General features: G+C 64.5%; 18 protein-coding genes. 10 read left to right on the forward strand and 8 right to left on the reverse strand.

Annotated elements, in window-relative coordinates; translation table 11 throughout:
- The first annotated feature begins 205 nt into the window (after window positions 1-205).
- Window positions 206-1372 (forward strand): acyl-CoA dehydrogenase family protein, encoded by a 1167-nt coding sequence (locus tag AC0L3P_RS14305; protein WP_473302280.1) that lies wholly within the window; start codon window positions 206-208, stop codon window positions 1370-1372.
- 55 nt (window positions 1373-1427) lie between these two features.
- Here the strand turns inward: AC0L3P_RS14305 and AC0L3P_RS14310 are convergent, their stop codons facing one another.
- The 3 genes from AC0L3P_RS14310 to AC0L3P_RS14320 all read right to left on the reverse strand — a co-directional run bounded on the left by AC0L3P_RS14310 (window position 1428) and on the right by AC0L3P_RS14320 (window position 4375).
- Window positions 1428-3011: an AMP-binding protein gene (locus tag AC0L3P_RS14310; protein WP_275169299.1), complete on the reverse strand. Its 1584-nt coding sequence runs from the start codon at window positions 3009-3011 to the stop codon at window positions 1428-1430.
- Between the two features lie 33 nt (window positions 3012-3044).
- Window positions 3045-3680, reverse strand: coding sequence for a uracil phosphoribosyltransferase (upp, locus tag AC0L3P_RS14315; RefSeq protein WP_275169298.1), 636 nt, complete (start codon window positions 3678-3680; stop codon window positions 3045-3047).
- A gap of 227 nt (window positions 3681-3907) precedes the next feature.
- The gene (locus tag AC0L3P_RS14320; RefSeq protein ID WP_354060235.1) at window positions 3908-4375 is read right to left on the reverse strand and encodes a hypothetical protein; all 468 of its coding nucleotides are present in this window, start codon (window positions 4373-4375) and stop codon (window positions 3908-3910) included.
- A gap of 230 nt (window positions 4376-4605) precedes the next feature.
- Between AC0L3P_RS14320 and AC0L3P_RS14325 the strand changes: the two genes are divergently transcribed.
- From AC0L3P_RS14325 to AC0L3P_RS14355, 7 genes are all read left to right on the forward strand, one after another.
- Window positions 4606-4782: a hypothetical protein gene (locus AC0L3P_RS14325; RefSeq protein WP_275169296.1), complete on the forward strand. Its 177-nt coding sequence runs from the start codon at window positions 4606-4608 to the stop codon at window positions 4780-4782.
- An 11-nt stretch (window positions 4783-4793) separates the two neighbouring features.
- A complete protein-coding gene (locus tag AC0L3P_RS14330) occupies window positions 4794-4883 on the forward strand; it encodes a K(+)-transporting ATPase subunit F (protein ID WP_018454042.1) in 90 nt (29 codons plus the stop codon).
- A gap of 31 nt (window positions 4884-4914) precedes the next feature.
- Window positions 4915-6618: a potassium-transporting ATPase subunit KdpA gene (kdpA, locus tag AC0L3P_RS14335; protein WP_473302281.1), complete on the forward strand. Its 1704-nt coding sequence runs from the start codon at window positions 4915-4917 to the stop codon at window positions 6616-6618.
- An 82-nt stretch (window positions 6619-6700) separates the two neighbouring features.
- On the forward strand, window positions 6701-8815 hold the full coding sequence (gene kdpB, locus AC0L3P_RS14340) for a potassium-transporting ATPase subunit KdpB (protein WP_473302282.1): 2115 nt from the start codon (window positions 6701-6703) through the stop codon (window positions 8813-8815).
- Window positions 8816-8967: 152 nt separating this feature from the next.
- Complete coding sequence (locus AC0L3P_RS14345; RefSeq protein ID WP_275169293.1) at window positions 8968-9570, forward strand: K(+)-transporting ATPase subunit C; 603 nt, start codon at window positions 8968-8970, stop codon at window positions 9568-9570.
- A gap of 36 nt (window positions 9571-9606) precedes the next feature.
- Complete coding sequence (locus tag AC0L3P_RS14350) at window positions 9607-12330, forward strand: sensor histidine kinase (RefSeq protein WP_275169292.1); 2724 nt, start codon at window positions 9607-9609, stop codon at window positions 12328-12330.
- Window positions 12327-13016: a response regulator gene (locus tag AC0L3P_RS14355; protein ID WP_275169291.1), complete on the forward strand. Its 690-nt coding sequence runs from the start codon at window positions 12327-12329 to the stop codon at window positions 13014-13016. The genes AC0L3P_RS14350 and AC0L3P_RS14355 overlap by 4 nt, the downstream gene beginning before the upstream one ends.
- 223 nt (window positions 13017-13239) lie before the next feature.
- Here AC0L3P_RS14355 and ku read toward each other — a convergent pair whose 3' ends face one another.
- A complete protein-coding gene (gene ku, locus AC0L3P_RS14360; protein ID WP_275169290.1) occupies window positions 13240-14124 on the reverse strand; it encodes a non-homologous end joining protein Ku in 885 nt (294 codons plus the stop codon).
- A gap of 118 nt (window positions 14125-14242) precedes the next feature.
- Between ku and ligD the strand changes: the two genes are divergently transcribed.
- On the forward strand, window positions 14243-16927 hold the full coding sequence (gene ligD / locus AC0L3P_RS14365) for a DNA ligase D (protein ID WP_275169289.1): 2685 nt from the start codon (window positions 14243-14245) through the stop codon (window positions 16925-16927).
- 93 nt (window positions 16928-17020) lie between these two features.
- On the opposite strand, the gene AC0L3P_RS14370 is transcribed toward ligD, so the two are convergent.
- Window positions 17021-17185, reverse strand: a complete 165-nt coding sequence (locus AC0L3P_RS14370) for a DUF3309 family protein (RefSeq protein ID WP_007595743.1) — start codon at window positions 17183-17185, stop codon at window positions 17021-17023.
- Window positions 17186-17369: 184 nt separating this feature from the next.
- On the opposite strand from AC0L3P_RS14370, the gene AC0L3P_RS14375 reads away from it, so the two are divergent.
- Window positions 17370-17687, forward strand: coding sequence for a polyhydroxyalkanoic acid system family protein (locus AC0L3P_RS14375; protein WP_275169288.1), 318 nt, complete (start codon window positions 17370-17372; stop codon window positions 17685-17687).
- Between the two features lie 3 nt (window positions 17688-17690).
- Here the strand turns inward: AC0L3P_RS14375 and treY are convergent, their stop codons facing one another.
- The 3 genes from treY to glgX are packed head-to-tail and all read right to left on the reverse strand — an operon-like array spanning window position 17691 to window position 24308.
- Entirely contained in the window at window positions 17691-20477 is a 2787-nt protein-coding gene (gene treY, locus AC0L3P_RS14380; RefSeq protein ID WP_473302283.1) for a malto-oligosyltrehalose synthase, read from the reverse strand.
- 1 nt (window position 20478) lies between these two features.
- Window positions 20479-22233 (reverse strand): malto-oligosyltrehalose trehalohydrolase, encoded by a 1755-nt coding sequence (gene treZ, locus AC0L3P_RS14385; RefSeq protein ID WP_275169286.1) that lies wholly within the window; start codon window positions 22231-22233, stop codon window positions 20479-20481.
- Complete coding sequence (gene glgX, locus AC0L3P_RS14390; protein WP_275169285.1) at window positions 22230-24308, reverse strand: glycogen debranching protein GlgX; 2079 nt, start codon at window positions 24306-24308, stop codon at window positions 22230-22232. Before glgX ends, treZ begins: the two co-directional genes overlap by 4 nt.
- Between the last annotated feature and the right edge of the window lie 2 nt (window positions 24309-24310).

The following is a 24310-nucleotide window of genomic DNA, read 5'->3' on the forward strand; positions in this document are numbered from 1 at the left end:
ACGGCGCGCTCACACCGTCGCGCCGCATGATCCCATGCATGGTACACACAGTTGGCAGGCAAATTCACGTATCTGTACCCGGTTTTTCGAGCTAAAGAACGCAAGCGAGGGCACGTCCGGGTACAGTCATCGGCCACGGCCCTCGCATGGGAAACGCGAAGAGGCGGGAGATTGCGCGGGCGCGGCTCCCAACAAGGAGACCATCATGGATTTCGCGCTCACCGATCAGCAGGAGGCCATTCGCGACGCTATCGCGAAGATCTGCGAAGGCTTTCCCGATGCCTATTGGCTGAAGAAGGACCATGACGGCGGTTTTCCGCACGACTTCCACAAGGCGCTGGCCGACGCCGGCTGGCTCGGCATCTGCGTGCCGGAGGCCTACGGCGGCTCCGGGCTCGGCATCACCGAAGCCGCGATCATGATGCGCGCCATCGCCGAATCCGGCGCCGGCATGTCCGGCGCATCAGCGGTGCACATCAACGTGTTCGGTCTCAATCCCGTGGTCGTGTTCGGCACCGAGGAACAGCGCAAGCGCATGCTGCCGCCGATGGTCGAGGGCCGCGAGAAGGCGTGCTTTGCCGTGACCGAGCCCAACACCGGCCTCAACACCACCCAGCTCAAGACCCGCGCGGTGGCCAAGAACGACCGCTACATCGTCAACGGCCAGAAGGTGTGGATCTCGACCGCACAGGTCGCGCACAAGATCCTGCTGCTGGCGCGCACCACACCGTTGGAGGACGTGCGCTCGCCGAAGCATGGGCTGAGCCTGTTCTATACGGACTTCGATCGCAACAGGATCAAGGTCCACGAGATCGAGAAGATGGGCCGCAAGGTCGTCGATTCCAACGAGCTGTTCTTCGAGGATTTCGAGATCCCCATGGAAGACCGGATCGGCGAAGAAGGCAAAGGCTTCCAGTACATCCTCGAAGGCATGAACCCGGAGCGCATCCTGATCGCAGCGGAAGCAGTCGGCCTCGGCAAGCTCGCACTGTCGCGCGCGACCGAATACGCCAAGACCCGCGTGGTGTTCAACCGGCCCATCGGTAAGAACCAGGGCATTCAGCTTCCGCTGGCCGTAAACTGGGTCGAGCTCGAGGCGGCCTGGTTGATGGTGATGTCGGCGGCTTGGCAATACGACAAGGGCATGCCTTGTGGCGGCGCCGCCAATGCGGCGAAATACATTGCGGGTGAGGCCGGCTATCATGCCTGCGAGCAGGCGGTGATGACCCATGGCGGCTTCGGCTATGCCAAGGAATTCCATGTCGAGCGTTACTTGCGCGAAGTTCTGATCCCGCGCATCGCGCCGGTCAGCCCGCAGCTTGCGCTCAGCTTCATTGCGGAAAAGGTGCTTGGACTGGCCAAGTCATACTAGCTAACGCGCGACCTTTTGGCCTAGACGAGTTCGCGCGCTGGCCCAGTGGCCGTGCTTATTCAGCAGCGATCCGCTCCATCGCCATGGCCCGAAGCCGGGCGCGCTGGATCTTGACGCCATTCGCGCTGTCGGTGACGGGGAAGGCCTCCACGACATAGATCCGCGCCGGGACCTTGTAGCCGGCGAGCCGCTCGCGCAAGCGCGTGATCAACGCGTCCTGCCGCGGCGGCTCGTGGTGGGGGTCCTGGATGGGGATCACGAAGGCAACGCAGCGGGCGTTTCCCTTCAGATCGACCGCGACGACCTGGGCGTCGGCCACGCCAGCGCACGATTTGAGCTCGTCCTCGATCTCGCCGGGCGCAACCAGGAAGCCGCCGAGCCGCATGGCATCGCCCGCGCGGGTTTCGTAGACGAAGGAGCCGTCGCCGCGCAGCCGGCCGATATCCCCGGTGCGGAAGAAGCCGTCCGCGGTGATGGCGTCGCGCGTCGCGTCGGGATTGTTGTAGTAGCCGAGGAAGCGTGACGGCGCACGGATCTCGATCTCGCCGGAGACACCTGGAGCGGCGAGTTCGCCGGTCTCGGTGTCGCGCACACGGACCTTGGCCTCCGGCGACATCGGCCAGCCGCCGCCCTCGATGCGATCGGTGAAGGCGTCACTCGCGCGTGCGATCGAGAACAGCGCCTGCACCTCGCTCGAACCGTAGAGGCCGAACAGGGGCATGCCGCGCGCCTCGGCCTCCGCGGCGAGTTCGCGCCAGCCGGGCTGGAACGCGGCAAAGCCGCAGATTTCGAGCTGCGGAAACGGATGCAGCGCGTCGGCGAGGGTGAGGATGCGGCGGAACATCTCGTCCGAGCCAAAGGCGTGGGTGATCCCGTACTCGCGGAGAATCTTCAGCGCCGGCGCGCCCTCGAAGGCGTCGAGCGCATGGACGGTCGCGCCCGCTGCGATGAAGCCGAGCAGGCTCGTCATGCCGAAGGTGCCGCAGAACGGCAGCATGGCCAGCAGCGCATGGCGCTGCGGCGAGAGTTTTAGCGCCTTGGCAACGGAGGCGGCGTGCGTGGCCAGCGTGCGCTGCGAATGCGCGACAAGCTTCGGTCCCTTGGTGGTGCCCGATGTCGTGTAGAGCAGCAAAGGCAGATCGACGTCCTCATCCGCTGGGGGAGCCGGCGGATAGGGCTTGTCGAAGGCATCGAAGCGCACGCACGGCCAATGTGCGGGGATCGCATCCCCGCCAACTACCGCGAGTTCTCGCAGCGCAGGCACCTCGTCCTTGGCGACGTCAGCGAGAATAGCGGCAAAGTCGATCGAGCGGAACGCGGCTTCGATCACCATCAGCCTGGCGTCGGACAGCTTCAGGAGATGAGCGACCTCCGCGCTGCGGTAGCGTGTATTGACGGCGGCGACGATTGCCCCGAGCCGGGCGGCGGCGAACAGCAGCGCGATCCATTCGATCCGGTTGACCAGCCAGACCGCGACGACGTCGCCCTTGCCGATACCGCGCGCGGCAAGCCAGGCGGCGGCCTGCTCGATCTTTTCCGAGAATTCCGCGCGCGAGACCGGCGTGCCGTCGAACACAAAGGCCGGATCGGCGGCTTCGGTCCTGATCAGCGATTGCAGCGAAAATTCATTGGCGCTCATGGCAACCGGACTAACCCGACCGCGCGAACCTGTCTACTTGGTGCCGAACATCCGGTCGCCGGCGTCGCCCAGCCCCGGCACGATGTAGCCGTGGTCGTTCAGCCGCTCATCGATCGCGGCGGTCCAGACCGGCACGTCGGGATGTTCGCTCTGGAACTGCGCGACGCCTTCAGGCGCGGCCAGAAGGCAGACGAAGCGGATGTCGCGGGCGCCGCGCGCCTTCAGCAGCGAGGCGCCGGCGCAGGCCGAGTTGCCGGTCGCCAGCATCGGGTCCATCAGGATCACGGTGCGGTCCGACAGGTCCTGCGGCGCCTTGAAGTAATATTCCACGGCCTGCAACGTCTGGGGATCGCGGTAGAGTCCGATATGGGCGATGCGCGCCGAGGGCATCAGCGCCAGCATGCCGTCGAGGAAGCCGACGCCGGCGCGCAGGATCGGCGCCAGCGTGAGCTTCTTGCCGGCGATCTTGGGCGCCCGCATCGGCGCAATCGGCGTCTCGATCTCGACCAGCTCCAGCGGCAGGTCGCGCGTCACCTCGTAGCCGAGCAGCATCCCGATCTCGTTCAGGATCTCGCGAAAGCTCTTGGTCGAGCGGTCCTTCTCCCGCATCAGGGAGAGCTTGTGCTGGACCAGGGGATGGGCGACGACGTTGACGTTGCTGGTGCTCATGAACCCGATCTACACGGTTCCGCGAAATTTCGCCAGATCGGCCGGGTGTTTTTGGCCACGCCCTCTCCGAGGGGATACGCACCCTCAACCGGGCATCGTGACCGCGCTGCGGAGCCGGTTGCTCGCCTCCTAGGCAGCCATGGTCAATTCGCGGTCGATGGCGTGAGGGCTTATGCTCCGAGCCCGCGCGCCACGAGTGTGATGACGAGCGTCAGGACCGCGCCCCACTAGCCGAAATTCTCGCAGCCGACCGGCTCATAGAGCGGGTCAGGCGCGGAACGAACAGTGGGAACGCTCGGACGCGAGACGGCCAGGATCGATGCCTCGACCTCGACGAAGGCCGACAGCAGCGCGAGCGCGAGATCGGCGTGGTGGGCTTCGACCGCGGCGTCGAGCCAGTCCGGCAATTCGCGCTCGCGCGAGAGAGCACAGTGCCATTCGCCCTCGTCATAGGCGATGCGGCGGACCTGCCAGAGTGGCAGCTCCAGCTCCATCAGTGCCAGCGCGGCATCGGCCCAGGCCTCGACATCGACCAGGCGCATGATGCGTGCGGTGCGTTCGCTTTGTCCAAGCGAAGGGAAGCGACGGCAGGCGTGCGCGATGATGTCGAGCATCAAGGGCCGCGTCATCGCCTGCGTGCTGCGCAAGCGGTCGCTGAGTGACGGCGGTTCGTGGTGTCGGCGGGCGGCGGTCATGTCAGGCCTCCTGGGATTGGCGTCGGTCAGTCGGCCGGCCTCTCCAAGATGGCCAAAACGGCATTTGAAAACGAGATGGGGACGGGGCGGGAGATATAGCGATTTCATAAGTGTGGGCATCGGACCGCCGCCGGCCTTTATGAGATTCCTATAACTTCGCCACGGCCCTCGTCTCGAAAACCTATCCCCGCGGTGGCACTTCAGCCCGGTCAAAAGTCCCGGTAGGCCCCGTGGAAATGCACCGGCATTTCCTTTCACGCGCCGACCGGGTCTCCCAAGAAAACGGTTGCACCGAAATCAAGGGCGCAACGAGGAGTATCTCCATGATGGACATTCTGATGCTGGCGCTGGGCTTCGGCTTCTTCGCGCTCGCGATCGGTTACACCTACGCCTGCGAACGGCTTTGAGGGAGCGGACCATGATCTTCGATTATTCGCTCGCCGGTGCCGTCTCGCTCGGTCTCCTGTTCTACCTCACTTACGCGCTGCTGCGGCCCGAGCGGTTCTGATCGTGCTTACGAAGCCTGAAGGGTTAATTCCATGACTGTGATCGGTTGGCTCCAGATCATTCTTTTCTGCGTCATTATCGTTGCGCTGACAAAACCGCTCGGCTGGTACATGACGCGCGTGTTCAACGGCGAGCGGACCTTCCTGTCGCCGGTGCTGCGTCCGATCGAGGCCGGTATCTACTGGTTCTCCGGCGTCGACGAGAAGCGCGAGCAGCATTGGCTGACCTATACGGTCGCCATGCTTTTGTTCCACGTCGGCGGCTTCCTCATCATCTATGGCGTGATGCGGCTGCAGGATGTACTGCCGTTCAATCCGGCCGGGCAGTCGGCGGTCGCCGCGGATTTGTCCTTCAACACCGCGATCTCCTTTATCACCAACACCAATTGGCAGAACTACGGCGGCGAGAGCACGATCTCCTATCTCGTGCAGATGCTTGGCCTGACGCACCAGAACTTCCTGTCGGCGGCGACCGGCATCGCCCTCGCGGTGGCGCTGATCCGCGGCTTCTCGCGCGCCTCAATGCGCACGATCGGAAATTTCTGGGTCGACGTCACGCGCTGTACGCTCTACGTACTGCTGCCGATCTGTATCGTCTACACGCTATTCCTGGTCTGGCAGGGCATGCCACAGACGCTTGGTGACTATGTCGAGGCCACCACGCTCGAAGGCGCCAAGCAGACCATTGCGGTCGGGCCGGTCGCCTCGCAGGTCGCGATCAAGATGCTTGGCACCAATGGCGGCGGCTTCTTCAATGCCAACGCGGCGCACCCGTTCGAGAACCCGACCGCGCTGTCCAACTTCATTCAGATGCTGTCGATCTTCACGCTTGGCGCCGCGCTCACAAACGTGTTCGGTCGTATGGTCGGCAACCAGCGCCAGGGCTGGGCAATCCTGTCCGTGATGGGCGTGCTGTTCCTCGCTGGGGTCGCCATCACCTATTGGGCGGAGGCCAACGGTACTTCGACCATGCACGCGCTCGGCCTGACCGGCGGCAACATGGAAGGCAAGGAGGTTCGCTTCGGCATCGTGGCGTCCTCCCTGTTCGCCGTGATCACGACGGCCGCCTCCTGCGGCGCTGTCAACGCCATGCATGACAGCTTCACCGCACTCGGCGGCATGATTCCGCTGATCAACATCAAGCTCGGCGAGATCGTCGTCGGCGGCGTCGGCGCCGGCATGTACGGCATGCTGCTGTTCGTCATCCTCGCGATCTTCGTGGCGGGCCTGATGGTCGGTCGCACGCCGGAATATGTCGGCAAGAAGATCGAGGCGCGCGAGGTCAAGATGGCAATGCTGGCCATCCTGGTGCTGCCGCTGATGATCCTCGGCTGGACCGCGGTCGGCGTGGTCTATCCGGCGGCGGTCGCCTCGATGGCGAATGCCGGCCCGCATGGCTTTACCGAGGTGCTCTATGCCTTCACCTCGGCGACCGGCAACAACGGCTCGGCCTTCGCAGGCCTCACCGGCAACACCTTCTTCTACAACCTCACGCTGGCAAGCGCGATGTTCGTCGGCCGCTTCTTCATGATCATCCCGGCGATGGCGATTGCGGGCTCGCTGGCCGCCAAGAAATCCATCCCGCCGTCCGCGGGTACCCTCCCGACCACCGGCGGGCTGTTCGTTGGCCTCGTCGTCGGCGTGATCCTGATCATCGGCGGCCTGACCTTCTTCCCTGCCCTCGCTCTCGGTCCCATCGTCGAGCATCTCGCGATGAACGCCGGCCAAATCTTCTGAACAACAAGTGTTCTGAACAGCAAATCTTCTGAACAGCAAGTGTTCTGATCGACAGCCTTCTGATTGTTTTGGAGTGACCTCCATGGATACCATGAAACTGCAAAAACGCGCGTCCGTCTCGGCGATGCCCGATCCCAAGATCGTCGTGCCTGCGATCCGCGCGTCCTTCACCAAGCTCGATCCGCGCTTGATGATCAAGAACCCCGTGATGTTTGTGGTCGAGATCGTGGCCGCGCTCACCACTGTGATCTTCCTGCGCGATCTCGTCACGGGCGGCGCGAATCTCGGCTTTACCTTCCAGATCATCGTCTGGCTCTGGTTCACGGTGCTGTTTGCCAATCTTGCCGAGGCCGTGGCCGAAGGCCGCGGCAAGGCGCAGGCGGAATCGCTGCGCAAGACCCGCACCGAGAGCCAGGCCAAGCTGCTGGCCGGCGCCGGCCAGGCCTTCAATCTCGTGCCGGGCACCAGCCTCAAGGTGGGGGACGTTGTGCTGGTCGAGGCCGGCGATACCATTCCCTCCGATGGCGAGGTGATCGAGGGCGTCGCGTCCGTCAACGAGGCCGCCATCACCGGCGAGTCCGCACCCGTGATCCGCGAATCCGGCGGTGACCGTTCGGCAGTGACCGGCGGCACCCAGGTGCTGTCCGACTGGATCCGCGTGCGGATCACCGCAGCACAGGGCTCGACCTTCATCGACCGCATGATCAAGCTGGTCGAGGGCGCCGAGCGGGCGAAGACCCCGAACGAGATCGCACTCAACATCCTGCTGGCCGGCCTCACCATCATCTTCGTGTTCGCCACCGTCACCATCCCGAGCTACGCGGCCTATGCCGGCGGCTCGATCTCGGTGGTCGTGCTGGTCGCGCTGTTCGTCACGCTGATCCCGACCACGATCGGCGCGCTGCTGTCGGCGATCGGCATCGCCGGCATGGACCGCCTGGTCCGCTTCAACGTGCTGGCGATGTCCGGCCGTGCCGTCGAGGCCGCCGGAGACGTCGACACGCTGCTGCTCGACAAGACCGGAACGATTACACTCGGCAACCGCCAGGCGACCTCCTTCCGCCCGGTGCGCGGCGTCACCGAGCAGGAGCTCGCGGACGCGGCCCAGCTCGCCTCGCTCGCCGACGAGACCCCGGAGGGCCGCTCGATCGTGGTGCTGGCCAAGGAGAAATACGGCATCCGCGGCCGCGACATGGCCGAGTTGGGAGCCACCTTCATCCCATTCACGGCGCAGACTCGCATGAGCGGTGTCGCTGCCGGCGGCTCGTCGGTGCGCAAGGGCGCGGTCGATGCGATCCTCAACTATGTCGGTGGCGGTGCACCGCTGGCGGTCGCCTCAGGCAACACGGCTCGTTCCATCCAGCCCGCCGGGTTCTCGGACATCGGCCGCGAGATCCAGACCATCGCCGACGACATATCGAAGGCCGGCGGTACGCCGCTGGCGGTCGCCAGGGACGGCAAGCTGCTCGGCGTCATCCAGCTCAAGGACATCGTCAAGGGCGGCATCCGCGAGCGCTTTGCCGAGCTGCGACGCATGGGTATCCGCACCGTCATGATTACCGGTGACAATCCGATGACGGCCGCCGCGATCGCAGCGGAAGCCGGCGTCGACGACTTCCTGGCGCAAGCGACCCCCGAGGACAAGCTCAAGCTGATCCGCGACGAGCAGGCCAAGGGCAAGCTGGTGGCGATGTGCGGCGACGGCACCAACGACGCGCCGGCGCTCGCGCAGGCGGACGTCGGTGTCGCCATGAACACGGGCACGCAGGCGGCTCGCGAGGCCGGCAACATGGTCGACCTCGACTCCAATCCGACCAAGCTGATCGAGGTGGTCGAGATCGGCAAGCAGCTGCTGATGACGCGCGGCGCGCTGACCACGTTCTCGATCGCCAACGACGTCGCGAAGTATTTCGCGATCATCCCGGCGATGTTCCTGGCGTTCTACCCCCAGCTCAACGTGCTCAACGTCATGAACCTGTCGAGCCCGCAGAGCGCCATCCTGTCGGCGATCATCTTCAACGCGCTGATCATTATCGCCCTGATCCCGCTGGCGCTGAAGGGCGTCGTCTATCGTGCGGTCGGCGCGGGCGCACTGCTCCGGCGCAATCTGCTGATCTACGGCCTCGGCGGCATCGTCATTCCCTTCATCGGTATCAAGGCGATCGATCTCGTCGTCGTTGCCTTGCACCTGGCTTAACGTCATTGCGAGGAGCGAATCTCTCTGTCATTCCGGGGCGCCTCGGAGAGGCGAACCCGGAATCTCGAGGTTCCGGGTTCGATGCTTCGCATCGCCCCGGAACGACGGCAGGGATGCTCCGCTCGAGATGGCGAAATAACTGGAGACCTAACATGCTCAGAGAAATCCGCCCCGCCATTGTCCTGCTGCTGGTGCTCACCGCCATCACTGGCTTGGCCTATCCGCTCGCGATGACCGCTATTGCCGGCGCAATCTTCCCGGTGCAGGCGCAGGGCAGCCTGATCGAGAAGGACGGCAAGGTGATCGGCTCCGCCCTGATCGGGCAGGAGTTCAAGGACGACAAATATTTCCACGGCCGCCTCTCGGCGACGGTAGCCCCTGATCCGAGCGATTCGACCAAGACCGTGCTGGCGCCCTACAACGCCGCCAATTCGGGCGGCTCCAATCTCGGCCCGACCAGCAAGGCGCTGGCCGACCGGCTGAAGGATGATGTGGACAAGCTCAAGGGCGAGAATCCGAATGCCGCCGTGCCGGTCGACCTCGTGACGACCTCAGCCAGTGGCCTCGATCCGGATATCTCGCCGGAAGCGGCGCAATTCCAGGTGCTGCGGGTAGCAAAGGCGCGAAACGTGCCGGAGGATCAGGTCAGGCAAATGGTGGCTTCCAACATCCAAGGCCGTCTGCTCGGCCTGATCGGCGAGCCCCGCGTCAACGTGCTGGCTCTGAATCTCGCGCTCGATCGTGCCACGAAGTAGTCTAGGCTAGGCCCGCGCGGATGTTATATTGACTTGATGGTCCGAGAGCGCCGCGATCCCGAACAACGTCCTTCGCCCGAGGCGCTGCTGGAAGCTGCGCGCCGGGAGGAAGGCGTGAGCGGCAAGCTGAAGATCTTCGTCGGCGCCGCTCCCGGCGTCGGCAAGACCTACGAGATGCTGCAAAGCGCCCACGCCAAGCGCAAGGCCGGCATCGACGTCGTGGTCGGCTTCGTCGAGACCCATGGCCGGGCCGAGACCGAGGCGCTGGTGCGCGGGCTGGAAGTGATCCCGCGCAAGAAGCTCGATTACCGCGGCCAGATTGTCGAGGAACTGGATCTCGACGCCGTGATCGCGCGCCGGCCGAAAATCGCGCTGGTCGACGAACTCGCTCACACCAATGCCGCCGGCAGCCGCCATCCAAAGCGTTATCTCGATGTCGAAGAACTGCTGTCCCACGGCATCGACGTCTACACCGCCGTCAATATCCAGCACATCGAGAGCCTGAACGACGTCGTCGCCCAGATCACCCATGTGCGGGTACGCGAGACCGTGCCGGATTCGGTGTTCGACCGCGCAGACGCCATCGAGCTGATCGACCTCACGCCTGACGACCTGATCCAGCGGCTGAAAGAGGGCAAGGTCTATGTCCCCAGGCAGGCCGAGCGGGCGCTGGAGCATTATTTCTCGCCCGGCAACCTGACCGCGCTGCGCGAACTCGCGCTGCGGCGCACGGCCGAACGGGTCGACGAGCAGCTGCTCACTCACATGCAGGCGAACGCGATCGCCGGTCCTTGGGCCGCGGGCGAGCGCATCCTCGTCTGCATCAGCGAAGATCCGCGCGCGGCCAGCCTCGTTCGCTACACCAAGCGGCTGGCCGACCGGCTGCACGCGCCGTTCATTGCGGTGTCGATCGAGACGCGGCGCTCCCTGCAAATGTCCGATGAGGAGCGCGACCGGCTGGCCGATACGCTGCGGCTCGCAGAATCGCTCGGCGGCGAGGCGCTGACGATTCCGGGCGTCGGCCGCCGCATCGCCGACGACGTCGTCAACTTCGCGCAAGGCAACAACGTCACCCAGATCGTGATCGGCAAGTCGACGCGCTCGCTCTGGTTCGAGATGACGCGCGGCTCCGTCGTGCACGATCTGGTGCGCCGCGCCGGGAATATCAGCGTACATGTCATTCCTGGCGACGAACTCACGAGCGAGCCGGCGCCGAAGACGGCGGTGCAGACCGCAACGCGATCGGACCCGTTCGATGCGCGACCCTACCTGAAGGCACTCGGGATCACCGCGCTTGGCCTCGCTGCCGCCGTGGCCATCAAGCCCTATTTCGGCATTGAGAACGTCGACCTGATGTTTCTGACCGCCGTGGTGACGGTTGCCGTGCGCTACGGATTGTGGCCGTCGTTGCTTGCGAGTGTCGCAGCGTCGCTCGCCTACAATTTCTTCTTTCTGCCGCCGGTCTATACCTTCACCATCACCGATCCGACCAACGTCGCGGCATTCTTTTTCTTCATGCTGATTGCGTTCGTGGTGTCGAATGTTGCGGGGCGGGTCCGCACCCAGGCCGATGCTGCGATCGGCCGCATCCGGACCACCGAGCAGCTCTATGCTTTCAGCCGCAAGCTCGCCGGCACCGGCACGCTCGACGACGTGCTGTGGGCGACCGCCTACCAGATCGCGCTGATGCTGAAAGTCCGCGTGGTGCTGCTGTTGCCGGACGAAGGCCTGCTCACGGTGAAGTCGGGCTATCCGCCCGAGGACGATCTCGATCAGGCCGACCTTGCCGCTGCCAACTGGGCCTGGAGCAACGATCGGCCTGCAGGCCGCGGGTCGGACACGCTGCCGGGCGCAAAGCGGCTGTTCCTGCCGATGCGCACCGGGCGCGGACCGATCGGCGTGATCGGCATTGACGACGATCGCACCGGTCCCTTGCTGACGCCGGACCAGCGCCGGCTGCTCGACGCGCTGGTCGACCAGGGCGCGCTGGCGATCGAGCGCGTGCTGCTGGTCGAGGACGTCGATCGCGTCAAGCGCTCCGTCGAATCCGAGCGGCTGCGTTCCGCATTGCTCACCTCGATTTCACACGACCTGAAGACGCCGCTCGCATCCGTGCTGGGTGCGGCCTCGACCATGCGCGATCTCGCCAGCGCGCTCTCCGACACTGAGAAGCGCGACCTGCTCGCGACCGTGATCGACGAATCCGAACGGCTCAACCGCTTCATCGCCAATCTGCTCGACATGACCAAGCTCGAATCCGGCGCCATCGTGCCCAACGCTGCGTTGCACGATCTCGGAGAGATCGTCGGCAGCGCGCTCCGGCGTGCAGCCAAGATCCTCGCCGCTCACAAGGTGGAGTTGGAGTTGGCCGCAGACCTTCCTATGCTCCAGCTCGATGCGGTGCTGTTCGAGCAGGTGCTGTTCAACCTGCTCGACAACGCCGCCAAATATTCGCCGCCCCACGCGACCGTCTCTATTCGCAGCCGGCGCGACAGCGATCATGTGGTGCTCCAGATTGCCGACGAGGGCGACGGCATTCCGTCCGAGGAGCTCGAGAGCGTGTTCGACAAGTTTTATCGCGTGCAGAAGGGTGACCATGTCCGGCCCGGCACCGGGCTCGGGCTCGCCATTTCCCGCGGCTTCGTCGAGGCGATGCATGGCACGATCTCGGCCGCGAATCGCGGCGACCGGAGCGGTGCGGTTCTGACCATCCGTCTGCCCATTCCGGCCCGGACCCGCGCATTGGATACCGCCGCATGAGCGCTGCCCCGATCAAAGTGCTGGTCATCGACGACGAGCCGCCGATCCGCAAATTGCTGCGGATGGGGCTCTCGACGCAGGGCTATGAGATCCTGGAGGCGTCGAGCGGCAAGACCGCGCTGGAGAAGCTCAGCGAGGATCCGGCGCTGATCATCCTCGATCTCGGCCTGCCCGACATCCAGGGCCACGACTTGTTGCGTACCATCCGCGCCCGCAATGAAGCTGTGCCGATCGTGGTGTTGTCGAGCCGTGGCGACGAGGGCGGCAAGGTGCAGGCGCTCGATCTCGGTGCCGACGATTACCTGACAAAGCCGTTCGGCATGGACGAACTGCTGGCGCGCCTGCGCGCCGCGCTGAGGCACCAGCTTCAGATCCAGGGCGAGCGCCCGGTGTTTCGTGCCGGCGGTCTCTCGGTCGATCTGGTGCGCCGGATCGTCAAGGTCGGCGAGCGCGACGTCAAACTGTCGCCGAAGGAATATGACCTCCTGCGTGTGCTGGTGCAGCACGCCGGCAAGGTGCTTACCCACCGCTTCCTGCTGAGGGAGCTCTGGGATGAACTGACGGATGCGCAATATCTGCGCGTCTATGTCCGCCAACTCCGGCAGAAGATCGAAGCCGATCCGGAACGGCCGCAATTTGTGCTGACGGAGACGGGGATTGGGTATCGGCTGAGGGCGGGGGATTAGGCTGCCCACGTGCGACGATCCGTCATGGCCGGGCTTGTCCCAGCCATCCACGTCCTGACGCGGCATCGAGAACGTGGATGCCCGGGACAAGCCCGGGCATGACGACCGAAATGGCGGCGCAAGCCTGCATCAACATCGTCATTGCGAGCGCAGCGAAGCAATCCAGAATCCCTCCGCGGAAAGATACTGGATTGCTTCGCTGCGCTCGCAATGACGGAGCAGGTCAGCTCGCCTTCCTCTGCCGCGCCGTCGATCGATGCGTCTTCTTCGCGGCGCGCGTTCGCCCCGACGCCCGGCGCGCATGGGACTTGGCCGCGGTCTTCTTCCCGCCGCGGCCCTTCAGGCTCTGCTTCAGCGCATCCATCAGGCTGACGACATTGCTCGGCTTCTCCTCGGGCTCCGGCAGTTCGATCGTCTTGCCGCTGGCCTTGCGCTTCACCAGGGCCTTCAGCGCGTTCTCGTAGTCGTCCTTGAACTTGCTGGGATCGAAATGGGAAGCCTTGGTCTGGAGGATGTGGCCCGCGAGCTCGACCATGTCCTTGGTGATCTTCGGGCTCTTGATATCGTCGAAGAACTGGTCTTCGTCGCGCAGTTCGTAGGGGAAGCGCAGCGTGGTGCCGAGCAGACCTTTGCCGAGCGGCTCGATCGCGATGATGTGCTCGCGATTGGTGAGCACGATCTTGGCGAGCGCGACGCGATCCTGGTCCTTCATGGCGTCGCGGATCACGGCAAAGGCATCGACTGCGGCCTTGCCGTCGGGCGCGATGTAGTAGGGATGGTTGAGATAGCGCTGGTCGATCTCGTCGCTCGGCACAAAACTCTCGATGTCGATGGTGTGGTTGCTCTCGATCTGGACCGCTTCGAGCTCCTCCGGCTCGATCTCGACGTATTTACCCTTGCGCAGCTCGTAGCCGCGTCCCTTCTGGTCGCTTTCGACGACGTCGCCGGTCTCGGCGTCGATCATCTGCTGCTTCAATCGGTTGCCGGTCTCGCGGTTGATCATGTGAAACCGCGTCTTCTCGGCCGCGGTGGTCGCCGGATAAAGCACAACGGGGCAACTGACCAGCGAGAGCTTCAACGTTCCCTTCCAATAGGCGCGCGGTGCCATTCCGTTCTCCAGCGTCTTCGAGTTAGTTTGGAACCCCAACCGTCCCGCGGGGTTTTGGTTCCGGGTGGGGTGCGGGGCGTGATAGGCTTCCACGCCGAAAGAGAATCCGGGACCAGTCGTGCTGCAAAAGCTCTCCAAGTATCGACAGAAACGTGATTTCGAGAAGACGCCGGAGCCGTCGGGAAAGACCGCGGTGGCGCAATCGAAGCAGCGGCGCTTCGTGATCCAGAAACATGACGCCTCGCGGCTGCACTACGATCTGCGGCTCGAGTTCGACGGCGTCTTCAAGTCCTGGGCGGTGACGAAAGGGCCCTCGCTCGATCCGCACGACAAGCGGCTGGCCGTCGAGGTCGAGGACCACCCGCTCGACTATGGCGACTTCGAGGGTACGATTCCGGAGGGCCAATACGGCGGCGGCACGGTCATGCTGTGGGACCGCGGCACCTGGGAATCCGAAGATCCCGAACGCGGTTTCAAGAAGGGCGATTTGAAATTCACCCTGCATGGCGAGAAGCTGCACGGTAGCTGGGTCCTGGTGCGCATGCGCAACGACCGCACCGGCGGCAAGCGGACCAATTGGCTCTTGATCAAGCATCGCGACGAACATGTCCGCGAGGGCGCAGACAACGACATTCTCGAGGAGGACAAGTCGGTCGCCTCCGGCCGTGCGATGGAGCAGATCGCCGGAGGCAAAGGCCGGGCGCCAAAACCGTTCATGCTGGCGAAGGGCACCAAGGCCAAGGCCGACGCGGTCTGGCAGTCCAACCGGGCGGACGAGGCGAAAGAGCGCACGGTCAAGCCGGCACCCCGCGCGGCGTTGAAGACCGGCAAGACGGCAAAGAAGAAAGCCACAACCGCGACGACCGCGAAGAAGGCGGAGATGCCGGATTTCGTCGCGCCGCAGCTCTGCACCTCGGTCGAGCGCCCGCCGGGTGGCGATGGCTGGTGCCACGAGATCAAGTTCGACGGCTACCGCGTGCAGCTGCGGGTCGAGGGCGGCAAGGCGACGTTGAAGACGCGCAAAGGCCTCGACTGGACCGAAAAATTCGCAAGCATCGCGAAGGAAGCGGGCGCGTTGCCGGATTTGATGATCGACGGCGAGATCGTCGCGCTCGACCACAATGGGGCACCGAACTTTTCGTCGCTTCAGGCCGCGCTCTCGGACGGCAAGACCGACGAGCTCATCTTCTTCGCTTTCGACCTCCTGTTCGTCGAACGCCTCGATTTGCGGCGGCTGCCGCTCGGGGAGCGCAAGGACCGCCTCAAGGAGCTCCTGGAGGCACGCAAGAAAAAATCGAGCCAGATTCGCTATGTCGAGCATTTCGAAAGCGGCGGCGACGCCGTGCTGCAATCGGCCTGTAAGCTCGAGCTCGAGGGCGTGGTGTCGAAGAAGCTGGACGCACCTTATCGTTCGGGGCGGACAGAAAGCTGGACCAAGGCCAAATGCCGTGCCGGCCATGAGGTCGTGATCGGCGGCTACAAGACCACCAATGGTAAATTCCGTTCGCTGATGGCCGGCGTGCACCGCGGCGATCATCTCGCCTTCGTCGGGATGGTCGGAACCGGCTTCGGCGCCGACAAGGTCAAGCGCATCATGCCGTCCTTGAAGGCTATGGAGGCCAAGCAAAGCCCCTTTGGCGGCAAGAACGCACCGAAAAAAGCGCGCGAGGTGCACTGGCTGAAGCCGGAGCTTGTGGCGGAGATCGAGTTCGCCGGCTTCACTGCCGACGGCAACATCCGCCAGGCCGCCTTCAAGGGTCTGCGGCAGGACAAGCCGGCGGAGGAGGTCGAGGCCGAGACACCGGTCGATACCGAGCTTGCCGAGCCCTCGACCAAGCGGCGTGCCAAGCCGCGCGCGCAAGCGAAGACCGGCGCACGAACGGCGCAAGGTGGCAGTGCCGAAGTGATGGGTGTCGTCATCTCCAAGCCGGACAAGGAGCTCTGGCCGGACGACGGCAATGGCGATCCCGTCACCAAGCTGGATCTCGCGCGCTATCTCGAAGCCGTCGGCGAGTGGATGATCGTGCACCTGAAGGGCCGGCCATGTTCGCTGATCCGCGCCCCTGACGGCATCAAGGGCGAATGCTTCTTCCAGCGCCACGCCATGCAGGGCACGTCGAACCTCCTGGAGCTCGCGCGGGTCTCCGGCGACCGCAAGCCTTATTTGCAGATCGATCGCATCGAGGGGCTCGCGGCCGTGGCGCAGATCGGCGGCGTCGAGTTGCATCCCTGGAATTGCGCGCCTTACGCCTACGATACTCCGGGCCGGCTGGTGTTCGATCTCGATCCCGCGCCCGACGTCGTCTTCGCCGACGTCGTCGAGGCCGCCAAGGAGATGCGGCAGCGGCTGACCGACATCGGCATGGAGAGCTTCTGCAAGACCACCGGCGGCAAGGGCCTGCACGTCGTGGTACCGCTGCGACATGGCGCGCGCGACCAGGTGAGCTGGAAAGAAGCCAAGGCCTTCGCGCAAGGTGTCTGCCAGTGGATGGCGGACGACAATCCCGAGCGCTATCTGCTCAACATGTCGAAGAAGCTGCGAATGGGAAAGATCTTCCTGGACTATTTGCGCAACGATCGCATGTCGACGGCGGTGGCCCCGCTGTCGCCGCGTGCGCGCGCCGGTGCCACTGTGTCGATGCCGCTCACCTGGGCGCAGGTGAAGACCGATCTCGATCCGAAGCGCTACACGCTGCGTAGCGTGCCCGGCCTGCTGTCGCGGTCGAAGGCGTGGGATGGTTATGACGATGCAGCCGTGTCGATCAAGGCAGCGATCAAGAAGCTGGCGGATAAAAAGAAGTAGGGTGGGTTAGCGAAGCGTAACCCACCACTTTTGTCGACGCGGAAAGAAAGAGGTGGGTTACGCCTTGCGGCTAACCCACCCTACCGAACCCGGCTAGATCCGTCCCAGCAGCAGCAGGATCAGCAGGATCACGATGACGAGCCCGAGACCGCCGCCGCCGTAATAGCCGGTGCCGTAGAACGGGCCGCCGCCGATGCCGCTGAAGCCGCCGAGCAGCGCGATGACCAAAATGATCAGAATGATCGTACCGATAGACATGCGAAATCTCCTCCAGCCCTTCGTTGGAAGGGTCGTTGCAACCTGTCCCGTTGTGCGAGGGCAACTTGCCGCAGGTTTTAAAGTTCCCCATATGAAACACCGGTTGCACGCTCCACTTGCATGGAACCTTTGTGGCACTGGGGGGCATGATTATGTGAGGTTCAATCACTAACCGGGCAGAGCCATGTCAGCACCGCTTGTCGTCTCCATTCCCCACCGTCTCGGCCGCGAGGAGGCGGTGCGCCGTCTCAAGACCGGGCTCGGCCGCGCTGCCGCCAGCATTCCGGTGGTGCAGGTCGAGGAGGAGCGCTGGAACGGCGACAGCATGAACTTCCGCATCCGCGCGCTCGGGCAGATAGCAACGGGGCAGGTCGACGTCGGCGACGACCATGTCAAGGTACAGGTGGTGCTGCCTTGGCTGCTGCAGCGCTTTGCGGAGATGGCTCAGGCCACGATCCGCAAGCGCGGCCAGTTGCTGTTGGGCAAAGACGCGAAAAGCTAGCGTTCAAGCGCGGGTGCGCTGTCGCACCGGCTTCGCCGCATCCGCGGGGCGCGCCGGGATGACCGAAGCTGGAAAGCCGCGAAGCGCCTGCGCGAGCGGCAGATCGTTGCCTGCAAAACCCGGCACGCTATAGCCCGTGACGTCGATGGTGGCGTCGACCCCATCGAACGCCGGCCATTCGCGTCCCGCTTGCGTGAAAGGAGCGAAGTGGCGCCCGACAACGACGATCGCAGCAGTGCGGCCGTGGCGGCGGGCAAAGGCCACGACATGGTCGGCATGTGCGCCCCGCACCTGAAGCGGCTGGTAGTCGCCTCGCGCGAAAACGTCGGGCAGCTCATTGCGCAGCTTGAGCAGGTGCCGCGTCCAGGCCAGCTTGAGCTGGCCGTCCGGCCAGCTCTTGATCAGATCATTCCAATCCGGATTGTCCAGCGTGCCCAGCGCCGCGTGTCGCGCGGAAAAATCCACCGGGCGCCGGTTGTCGGGATCGACCAGCGACAGATCCCAGAATTCGGTGCCCTGGTAGAAGTCGGGGACGCCCGGCAGTGTCGCCTTGAGCGTGAGCTGGCTCAGCGCGTTCAGCGCCCCGAGCAGCGCGACGCGGCGTGCCAGGGTTTGCAGCGCCTCCAGGAGTTCGCCTGAGAGCGCGGGATCGAGGATCTTCGCGATAAAGCTCTTGACGCCGTTCTCATAAGCCTCGTGCGGGTTGAGCCAGCTAGTCTCCTCCTTGCCCTCGCGCGCGGCCTTGAGCGCGTAGGCCTGGATACGCTCGACGAAACCGGCATCGGCCGGCGCCGGGAGGGACCAGGCGCCGAGCAGCGTCTGGTAGAGCATGTATTCGAACGTTGCCGACGGAGCGCGCAGATTGCCGTCGAGCGCGAGGTGCGGCGCGTTCAGGACTTTCCAGCGCGCCACGGCGCTGGTCCATTCGCCGGGAATTTCACTTAAGGCCGCGATCCGCGCGCGGGCGTCCTCGCCACGTTTGGTGTCGTGCGTGGCGGTCGCCGTCATCCCTTGCGGCCATTCCCTGGCGCGGGTCTGCATGATCTCGTGGAAAGCGGGAATGGTGAGGCCCTTGCTCGCGGGATCGCCACCGACTTCGTTCAGGGCGAGCAGCCGGTGGAATTGATAGAAAGCGGTGTCCTCCAGCGACTTCGCCATCATCGGCCCGGTGAATTGCTGCACCTTCAGCGCAAACCGACGCACGCGCGGGGCGCTGTGCGGGGGACGGCCAGGCTTGAGCAAATCCATGGTGAGCGCATCGCGCAGGAAGTCGAAAATGCCTTCGTCCGCGGCGAACCATTCCCGGCGAGCGGCATCGATGGTGTCGTCGATCAGCTTGCGATCGTTCGCCGTTGGCGCGCTTGTCGTCAGGTAGGTCCGGTACACCGGGAAATGCAGCACGTAGAGTTCGAGCGCCTGCCGCAGGCTGTCGGCTGAAAAGTCGCGGGTCGAATAGTGCCCGTTGGCGATGCGCGCAAGCAGGCGCGTCAGAACCGTGAATTCGCTGGTCAGCAACGTCTCCAGCACGCGCCGTTTGGCGTCCTTGACGTAAGGCGCGAGCCGTGGCGACCGGTTGCTGATCTGCCGCCAGGTCTCGTCCAGAGCCTCCAGCCCCTTGGCATCGACCAGAACGTGAGTGATGGCATTCATCCACTCATAGCCGGTGGTGCCCTGGACACCGGCGAAATGCGGCAGGCGCTCGTGCTCGCAGAGGATTTTCTCGATCACCGTATAGAACGGCTTTGTGGTGCCCTGCGCGTCGCGCACCAGACGGCGCAGCCGCTGGCAATATTGCGCGGGATCGCGCAGGCCGTCGATATGATCGAGCCGGATGCCTTGCAGTTTGCCGTCGGCAATGAGTTGCTTCACCAACCGGTGCGTGGCGGCGAACGTGCCGGGATCCTCGACGCGCATGCCGGCGAGCCCGTTGACGTCGAAGAAGCGGCGATAGTTGATGTCGCTGGAGGCAAGCCGCCAGTGGCCGAGCTTGTAGTGCTGGCGCTCCAGCAAGTGATGCAGCGCCAGCGTCTGCGCGGGACGGTCCTTGGCGGCGCGATAGGCGCCGAGGCCGCGCGCGATGATATCGGCACTGCCTGCGATCTCCCTAAGCTCCGCCTTGAAGCCGGGCGCTTCCTTGCGGTTTGGACGGCGCAGTCCCGTGTAGCGGGCCGCGAGCGACAGCAGGCGCTTGCCGGCCTCGGTCTCGGCCGCGTCGGCTTCCTTCACGATCATCCGCAGCATCTCGCCATAGCGCTCCGGCGCGATCGGCAATCGATGCTCGAAATACCAGGCGGAAAAACTACCTTCGTTGGCATCGTAGCGCAGCTCGATGTCGCCGCTCTCGAGCGCTTCGCCATAGGACGCGCCGAGGATGGGCAGCAGCACGCCGCCACGGGCGCGGAAAGCCAGTTGATCCCAGTCGATATCGAAGGAGACGGCGTGCGGCGAGGCCTGGCCCCATTCGAGCACGTCCAGCCACCAGGGATTGTCGGCAAAGTGGACGCCGACGTGGTTCGGTACGAAATCGATGATGAGGCCGAGGTCGTGTCGCGTCAGCGCCTCGCTCAGCCGCGCGAATCCGGCCTCGCCGCCGAGCTCCGGATTGAACTGGCTGTGATCGACGGTGTCATAGCCGTGGGTCGAGCCCTTCCGGGCCTTCATCACCGGCGAGGTGTAGAGATGCGTGATCCCCAGCGCCTTCAGATACGGCACCACCGCGGCGGCGTTGTCGAAGTCGAACTCCGCGGTGAGCTGAAGCCGGTAGGTTGCGAGAGGAATGGCTGAAGGCATGTCAAGCTCCGAGGCGCCAGACCACCGACCAGGGCGCAAGCCGGTCGCCGGTCGTGCCTCCCCAGATCAGGGTCCCCACACCGCTGTCGGAATCCGCGACGTCCTTGTCGGAGAGATTGGCCACGAGGCGCAGCGTCGTGCCATCTCCCATGTGCCAATGTGCGGTGAGCAGGCCGTTATCGGCCACGGCGCCATCGCCGAACCGCGCGCCTTTCAGTCGTGGCGCGATCTCTTTGTGGCGGAGTGCGAGCAGCTCGCGCACCAGCGCGAGACGTGCATCCTGCTCCGGCGTGTGGCCGGTCCAGTCGAGCACGGCCGATTGCAGCGTTGCCGGATCGAGCGGGTCGGGCACCTCCTCGCCGTACGTCTCATAGGCCCAGGCGTATTCGTGCCTGCGCCCCTTGCGGACGGCATCAGCCAGTCCGCCCTGGAAGTCGCAGAAGAACGGGAAGGGCGCGGTCGAGCCCCATTCCTCGCCCTGAAATAGCATCGGTATCATCGGCGCCAGCAGGGTCACCGCAAGCGCGGCTTCGATCTGCTTGGGCGACGCCAGGCTTTCGAGCCGGTCACCGAGCGGCCGGTTGCCGATCTGGTCGTGGTTTTGCAGGAAGTTGACGAAGGTTGCCGGCGGCAGCTCATCGCTTTTCTCGCCGCGCGGCTTCTTGCCCCAGAATTCCGAGATCTCGCCCTGATAGACAAAGCCGGAGGCGAGCGCGCGTGCGAGATCGAGCCGCGGCGTTTGATAGTCCGCGTAATAGCCGGCGAGCTCGCCAGTCAGCATCACGTGCCAGACGTGATGGTAGTCGTCGTTCCACTGTCCGCGATATTTGCCGTTCGGAGGCTCCTGCGCGGCGTCGAGCATGCTCGCGCGGTTGTCGCCGTTCTCCAGCACGAGATGGATATGCCGCCCCGTCGCCTTGGCAAGCTCGCCGGCGGCGACGCTAAGATCTTGCAGCATCGATTGCTCGCCGGGGATCGCCATGATGTGATTGGCGGCATCAAGCCTCAGGCCGTCGAAGCGATAGTCGCTGAGCCACGACAGCGCGTTCTCGACAGCAAAAGCGCGAACCTGCGGCACGCGATAATCGATCGCACTGCCCCATGGCGTGTGCGCGTCGGTGAAGAAGGCCTGCGCGTAGCGGCCAAGGTAATTTCCCTCGGGGCCGAAATGATTGTAGACGACGTCGAGGAACACCATCAGCCCGCGCAGATGGGCTTCGTCGATCAGCGTCTTCAAATCCTCGGGACGACCATAGGCGCTGTCGGGCGCGTACCACAGCACGCCATCATAACCCCAGCCGCGGCGACCGGCGAAGTCAGCCAGCGGCATCAACTCGACCGCGGTGATGCCGGTCGCGACGAGATGATCGAGCTTGTCGATCATGGCGCGATAGGTGCCTTCCGCAGTGAAGGTGCCGACATGCGTCTCGATCAGCACCGTCTCTTCCCAGGGACGGCCGCGCCAATCGGATGCGCGCCAGGCGAAGGCGTCATGATCGATCACCTCGCTCGGGCCGAACACGTCGTCGGGTTGGAATGCAGACGCCGGATCGGGCACGTCGATCTCGTCGTCGATCCTGAATTTGTAGTTGCTGCCGACCGGCAGATTGGCAATGTCGGCGACATACCAGCCATCCTGCCGGCGCTGCATGGCGTGTCGTCGGTCGAGCAGGAGATCGACACGGCGCGCGGCAGGCGCCCACAGCCTAAACGACACGCCGTCCTTCGTCGGCCTCGCCCCGAAGGATGGCCTCATAGCGCCCCCGCGAAAGCGAGCACGGAGCGCGGCGGCGCCTTGCTGTCGCTTCCGGGCAGGAAGTCGACCGTGTTCAGCTTGGCGTCGGTCGTGTTCAGGATTTGCTGCCAGCTCTTGTATTCGGTCAATTTTGGCAATTTGAATGCGATCTCTTCGGGGGCTGCGTTGAGTACGATAAAGATCGCAGCGCTGCCCGGTTCCATCGGCCCCATCACATAGGAGAGGAACCGCCCTTCCGGGAATTTCCAGTCGCTTTCCGTCATTTCGTCGCCCGCCGGCGTCAGCCACAGCGCGCCATAGGAGATGCCGTCCTTGGGGCGGCCGTCGAGCCAGCGATGGCTGCGAAGCTGCGAGAACCGGCGGCGGATATCGGCGAGCTCGGCGACGAAATCGACCATGTCGTCGCCGTCCTTGCCGAGATTGTCCCAGCCGACCCAGCCAACCTCGTTGTCCTGGCAATAGGCGTTGTTGTTGCCCGATTGCGAATTCCCGACCTCGTCACCGGCGAGGATCAGCGGGATGCCCTGCGCCAGCATGAGGCAGGCCAGCACGTTCTTGCGAAGCTGCCGGCGCAAGCTGACGATTTGGGGATCGTCGGTCGGGCCCTCGACACCGCAATTGTTGCTGTGGTTGTCGTTGGAGCCGTCGCGATTGTCCTCGCCATTGGCCTCGTTGTGCTTCTCGTTGTAGCTGAAGAGATCGGCGAGAGTGAAACCGTCATGCACGGTGATGTGGTTGACGCTGGCGCGCGGCCGCCGTCCATCGTGGTTGAACAGGTCGGAGGACGCCGTCATGCGGCTGGAGATGTCGCCGATCAGGCTGCCTTCGCCGCTCCAGTAGCGGCGCATGGCGCTGCGGTAACGGTCATTCCATTCCGACCATTGCGAGGGAAATGCGCCGACCTGGTAGCCGCCGAGCCCGAGGTCCCAGGGTTCGGCGACGAGCTTGACGCTCGCCAGCACAGGGTCCTGGCGGATCGCGGTCAGGAACGAGCTGCCGCGATCATACCCGTTCGGCCCGCGCGCCAGCGTGGTGGCGAGGTCGAAACGGAAGCCGTCGACATGGCAGACCTCGACCCAGTAGCGCAGGGAATCCATCACCATCTGCAGCACGCGCGGGTGGGTGAGGTTCACCGACGAGCCGCAGCCGGTGAAGTCGTCGTAATAGCGCGGGTTCTCGCGGTTCAGCCAGTAATAGGAGGCGTTGTCGATGCCGCGGTAGCACAGCGTCGGGCCGAGGTGATTGCCCTCGGCGGTGTGGTTGTAGACGACGTCGAGCATCACCTCGATGCCGGCATCGTGCAGGCGTGCGACCGTGGTGCGGAAGGAATCGAGGGCGTTGTCCTGGGCGTAGCGCTGCTCGGGCGCGAAGAAGGACAAAGTGTTGTAGCCCCAGTAATTGGCGAGCTTCTTCTCGACCAAGATGCGGTCATCGACAAAGCTGTGCACCGGCAGAAGCTCCACCGTGGTGACGCCGAGCTTCCTCAGGTGCTCGATCATCGCGGGCGAGGACAGGCCGCCATAGGTGCCGCGCAAATTCGGCGGCACGTCGTCGCGCTTCTGTGTCAGTCCCTTGACGTGAGCCTCGTAGATGATGGTGTCTTCCCAGGGAATGTTGGGCCGGATCTCGCGGCGGCCCCAGTTGAAAGTCTCGTCGACGACGACGGCCTTGGGCATGCCGCGCGCGTTGTCGCGCCGGTCGAACGACAGATCCTCGCGCGGACTTCCGGTGCGATAGGCGAAATGCGCGTCACTCCAGACCAACCGCCCGGAAAGCCGCTTGGCATAGGGGTCGAGCAGCAGCTTGTTGGCGTTGAAGCGGTGGCCCTGTTCGGGCTCGTAGGGGCCATGCACGCGGTAGCCGTAGAGCTGGCCGGGCGAGACGTCGTTGAGATAGCCGTGCCAGACATCCTCGGTGCGCTCCGGCAGCTCGACGCGCTCGAGTTCGCGGCGGCCCTGCATGTCGAACAGGCACAGCTCGACCTTCTGCGCGTTGGCGGAGAACAGCGCGAAATTGGTGCCGCGTCCGTCCCAGCTTGCGCCGAGGCGTGCGGGCGATCCAGCAGTCAGGCGCATCG

This window comes from Bradyrhizobium sp. WSM4874 (assembly GCF_055811835.1).

Coding starts and splice junctions, on each gene's coding strand:
- ku (WP_275169290.1), bottom strand. CDS start 14,124: ATGGCACCGCGCGCCTATTGGAAGGGAACGTTGAAGCTCTCGCTGGTC.
- AC0L3P_RS14330 (WP_018454042.1), top strand. CDS start 4,794: ATGATCTTCGATTATTCGCTCGCCGGTGCCGTCTCGCTCGGTCTCCTG.
- upp (WP_275169298.1), bottom strand. CDS start 3,680: ATGAGCACCAGCAACGTCAACGTCGTCGCCCATCCCCTGGTCCAGCAC.
- kdpA (WP_473302281.1), top strand. CDS start 4,915: ATGACTGTGATCGGTTGGCTCCAGATCATTCTTTTCTGCGTCATTATC.
- AC0L3P_RS14350 (WP_275169292.1), top strand. CDS start 9,607: ATGGTCCGAGAGCGCCGCGATCCCGAACAACGTCCTTCGCCCGAGGCG.
- treY (WP_473302283.1), bottom strand. CDS start 20,477: ATGCCTTCAGCCATTCCTCTCGCAACCTACCGGCTTCAGCTCACCGCG.
- AC0L3P_RS14345 (WP_275169293.1), top strand. CDS start 8,968: ATGCTCAGAGAAATCCGCCCCGCCATTGTCCTGCTGCTGGTGCTCACC.
- AC0L3P_RS14305 (WP_473302280.1), top strand. CDS start 206: ATGGATTTCGCGCTCACCGATCAGCAGGAGGCCATTCGCGACGCTATC.
- AC0L3P_RS14375 (WP_275169288.1), top strand. CDS start 17,370: ATGTCAGCACCGCTTGTCGTCTCCATTCCCCACCGTCTCGGCCGCGAG.
- AC0L3P_RS14320 (WP_354060235.1), bottom strand. CDS start 4,375: ATGACCGCCGCCCGCCGACACCACGAACCGCCGTCACTCAGCGACCGC.
- AC0L3P_RS14355 (WP_275169291.1), top strand. CDS start 12,327: ATGAGCGCTGCCCCGATCAAAGTGCTGGTCATCGACGACGAGCCGCCG.
- treZ (WP_275169286.1), bottom strand. CDS start 22,233: ATGAGGCCATCCTTCGGGGCGAGGCCGACGAAGGACGGCGTGTCGTTT.
- AC0L3P_RS14370 (WP_007595743.1), bottom strand. CDS start 17,185: ATGTCTATCGGTACGATCATTCTGATCATTTTGGTCATCGCGCTGCTC.
- AC0L3P_RS14310 (WP_275169299.1), bottom strand. CDS start 3,011: ATGAGCGCCAATGAATTTTCGCTGCAATCGCTGATCAGGACCGAAGCC.
- glgX (WP_275169285.1), bottom strand. CDS start 24,308: ATGCGCCTGACTGCTGGATCGCCCGCACGCCTCGGCGCAAGCTGGGAC.
- kdpB (WP_473302282.1), top strand. CDS start 6,701: ATGGATACCATGAAACTGCAAAAACGCGCGTCCGTCTCGGCGATGCCC.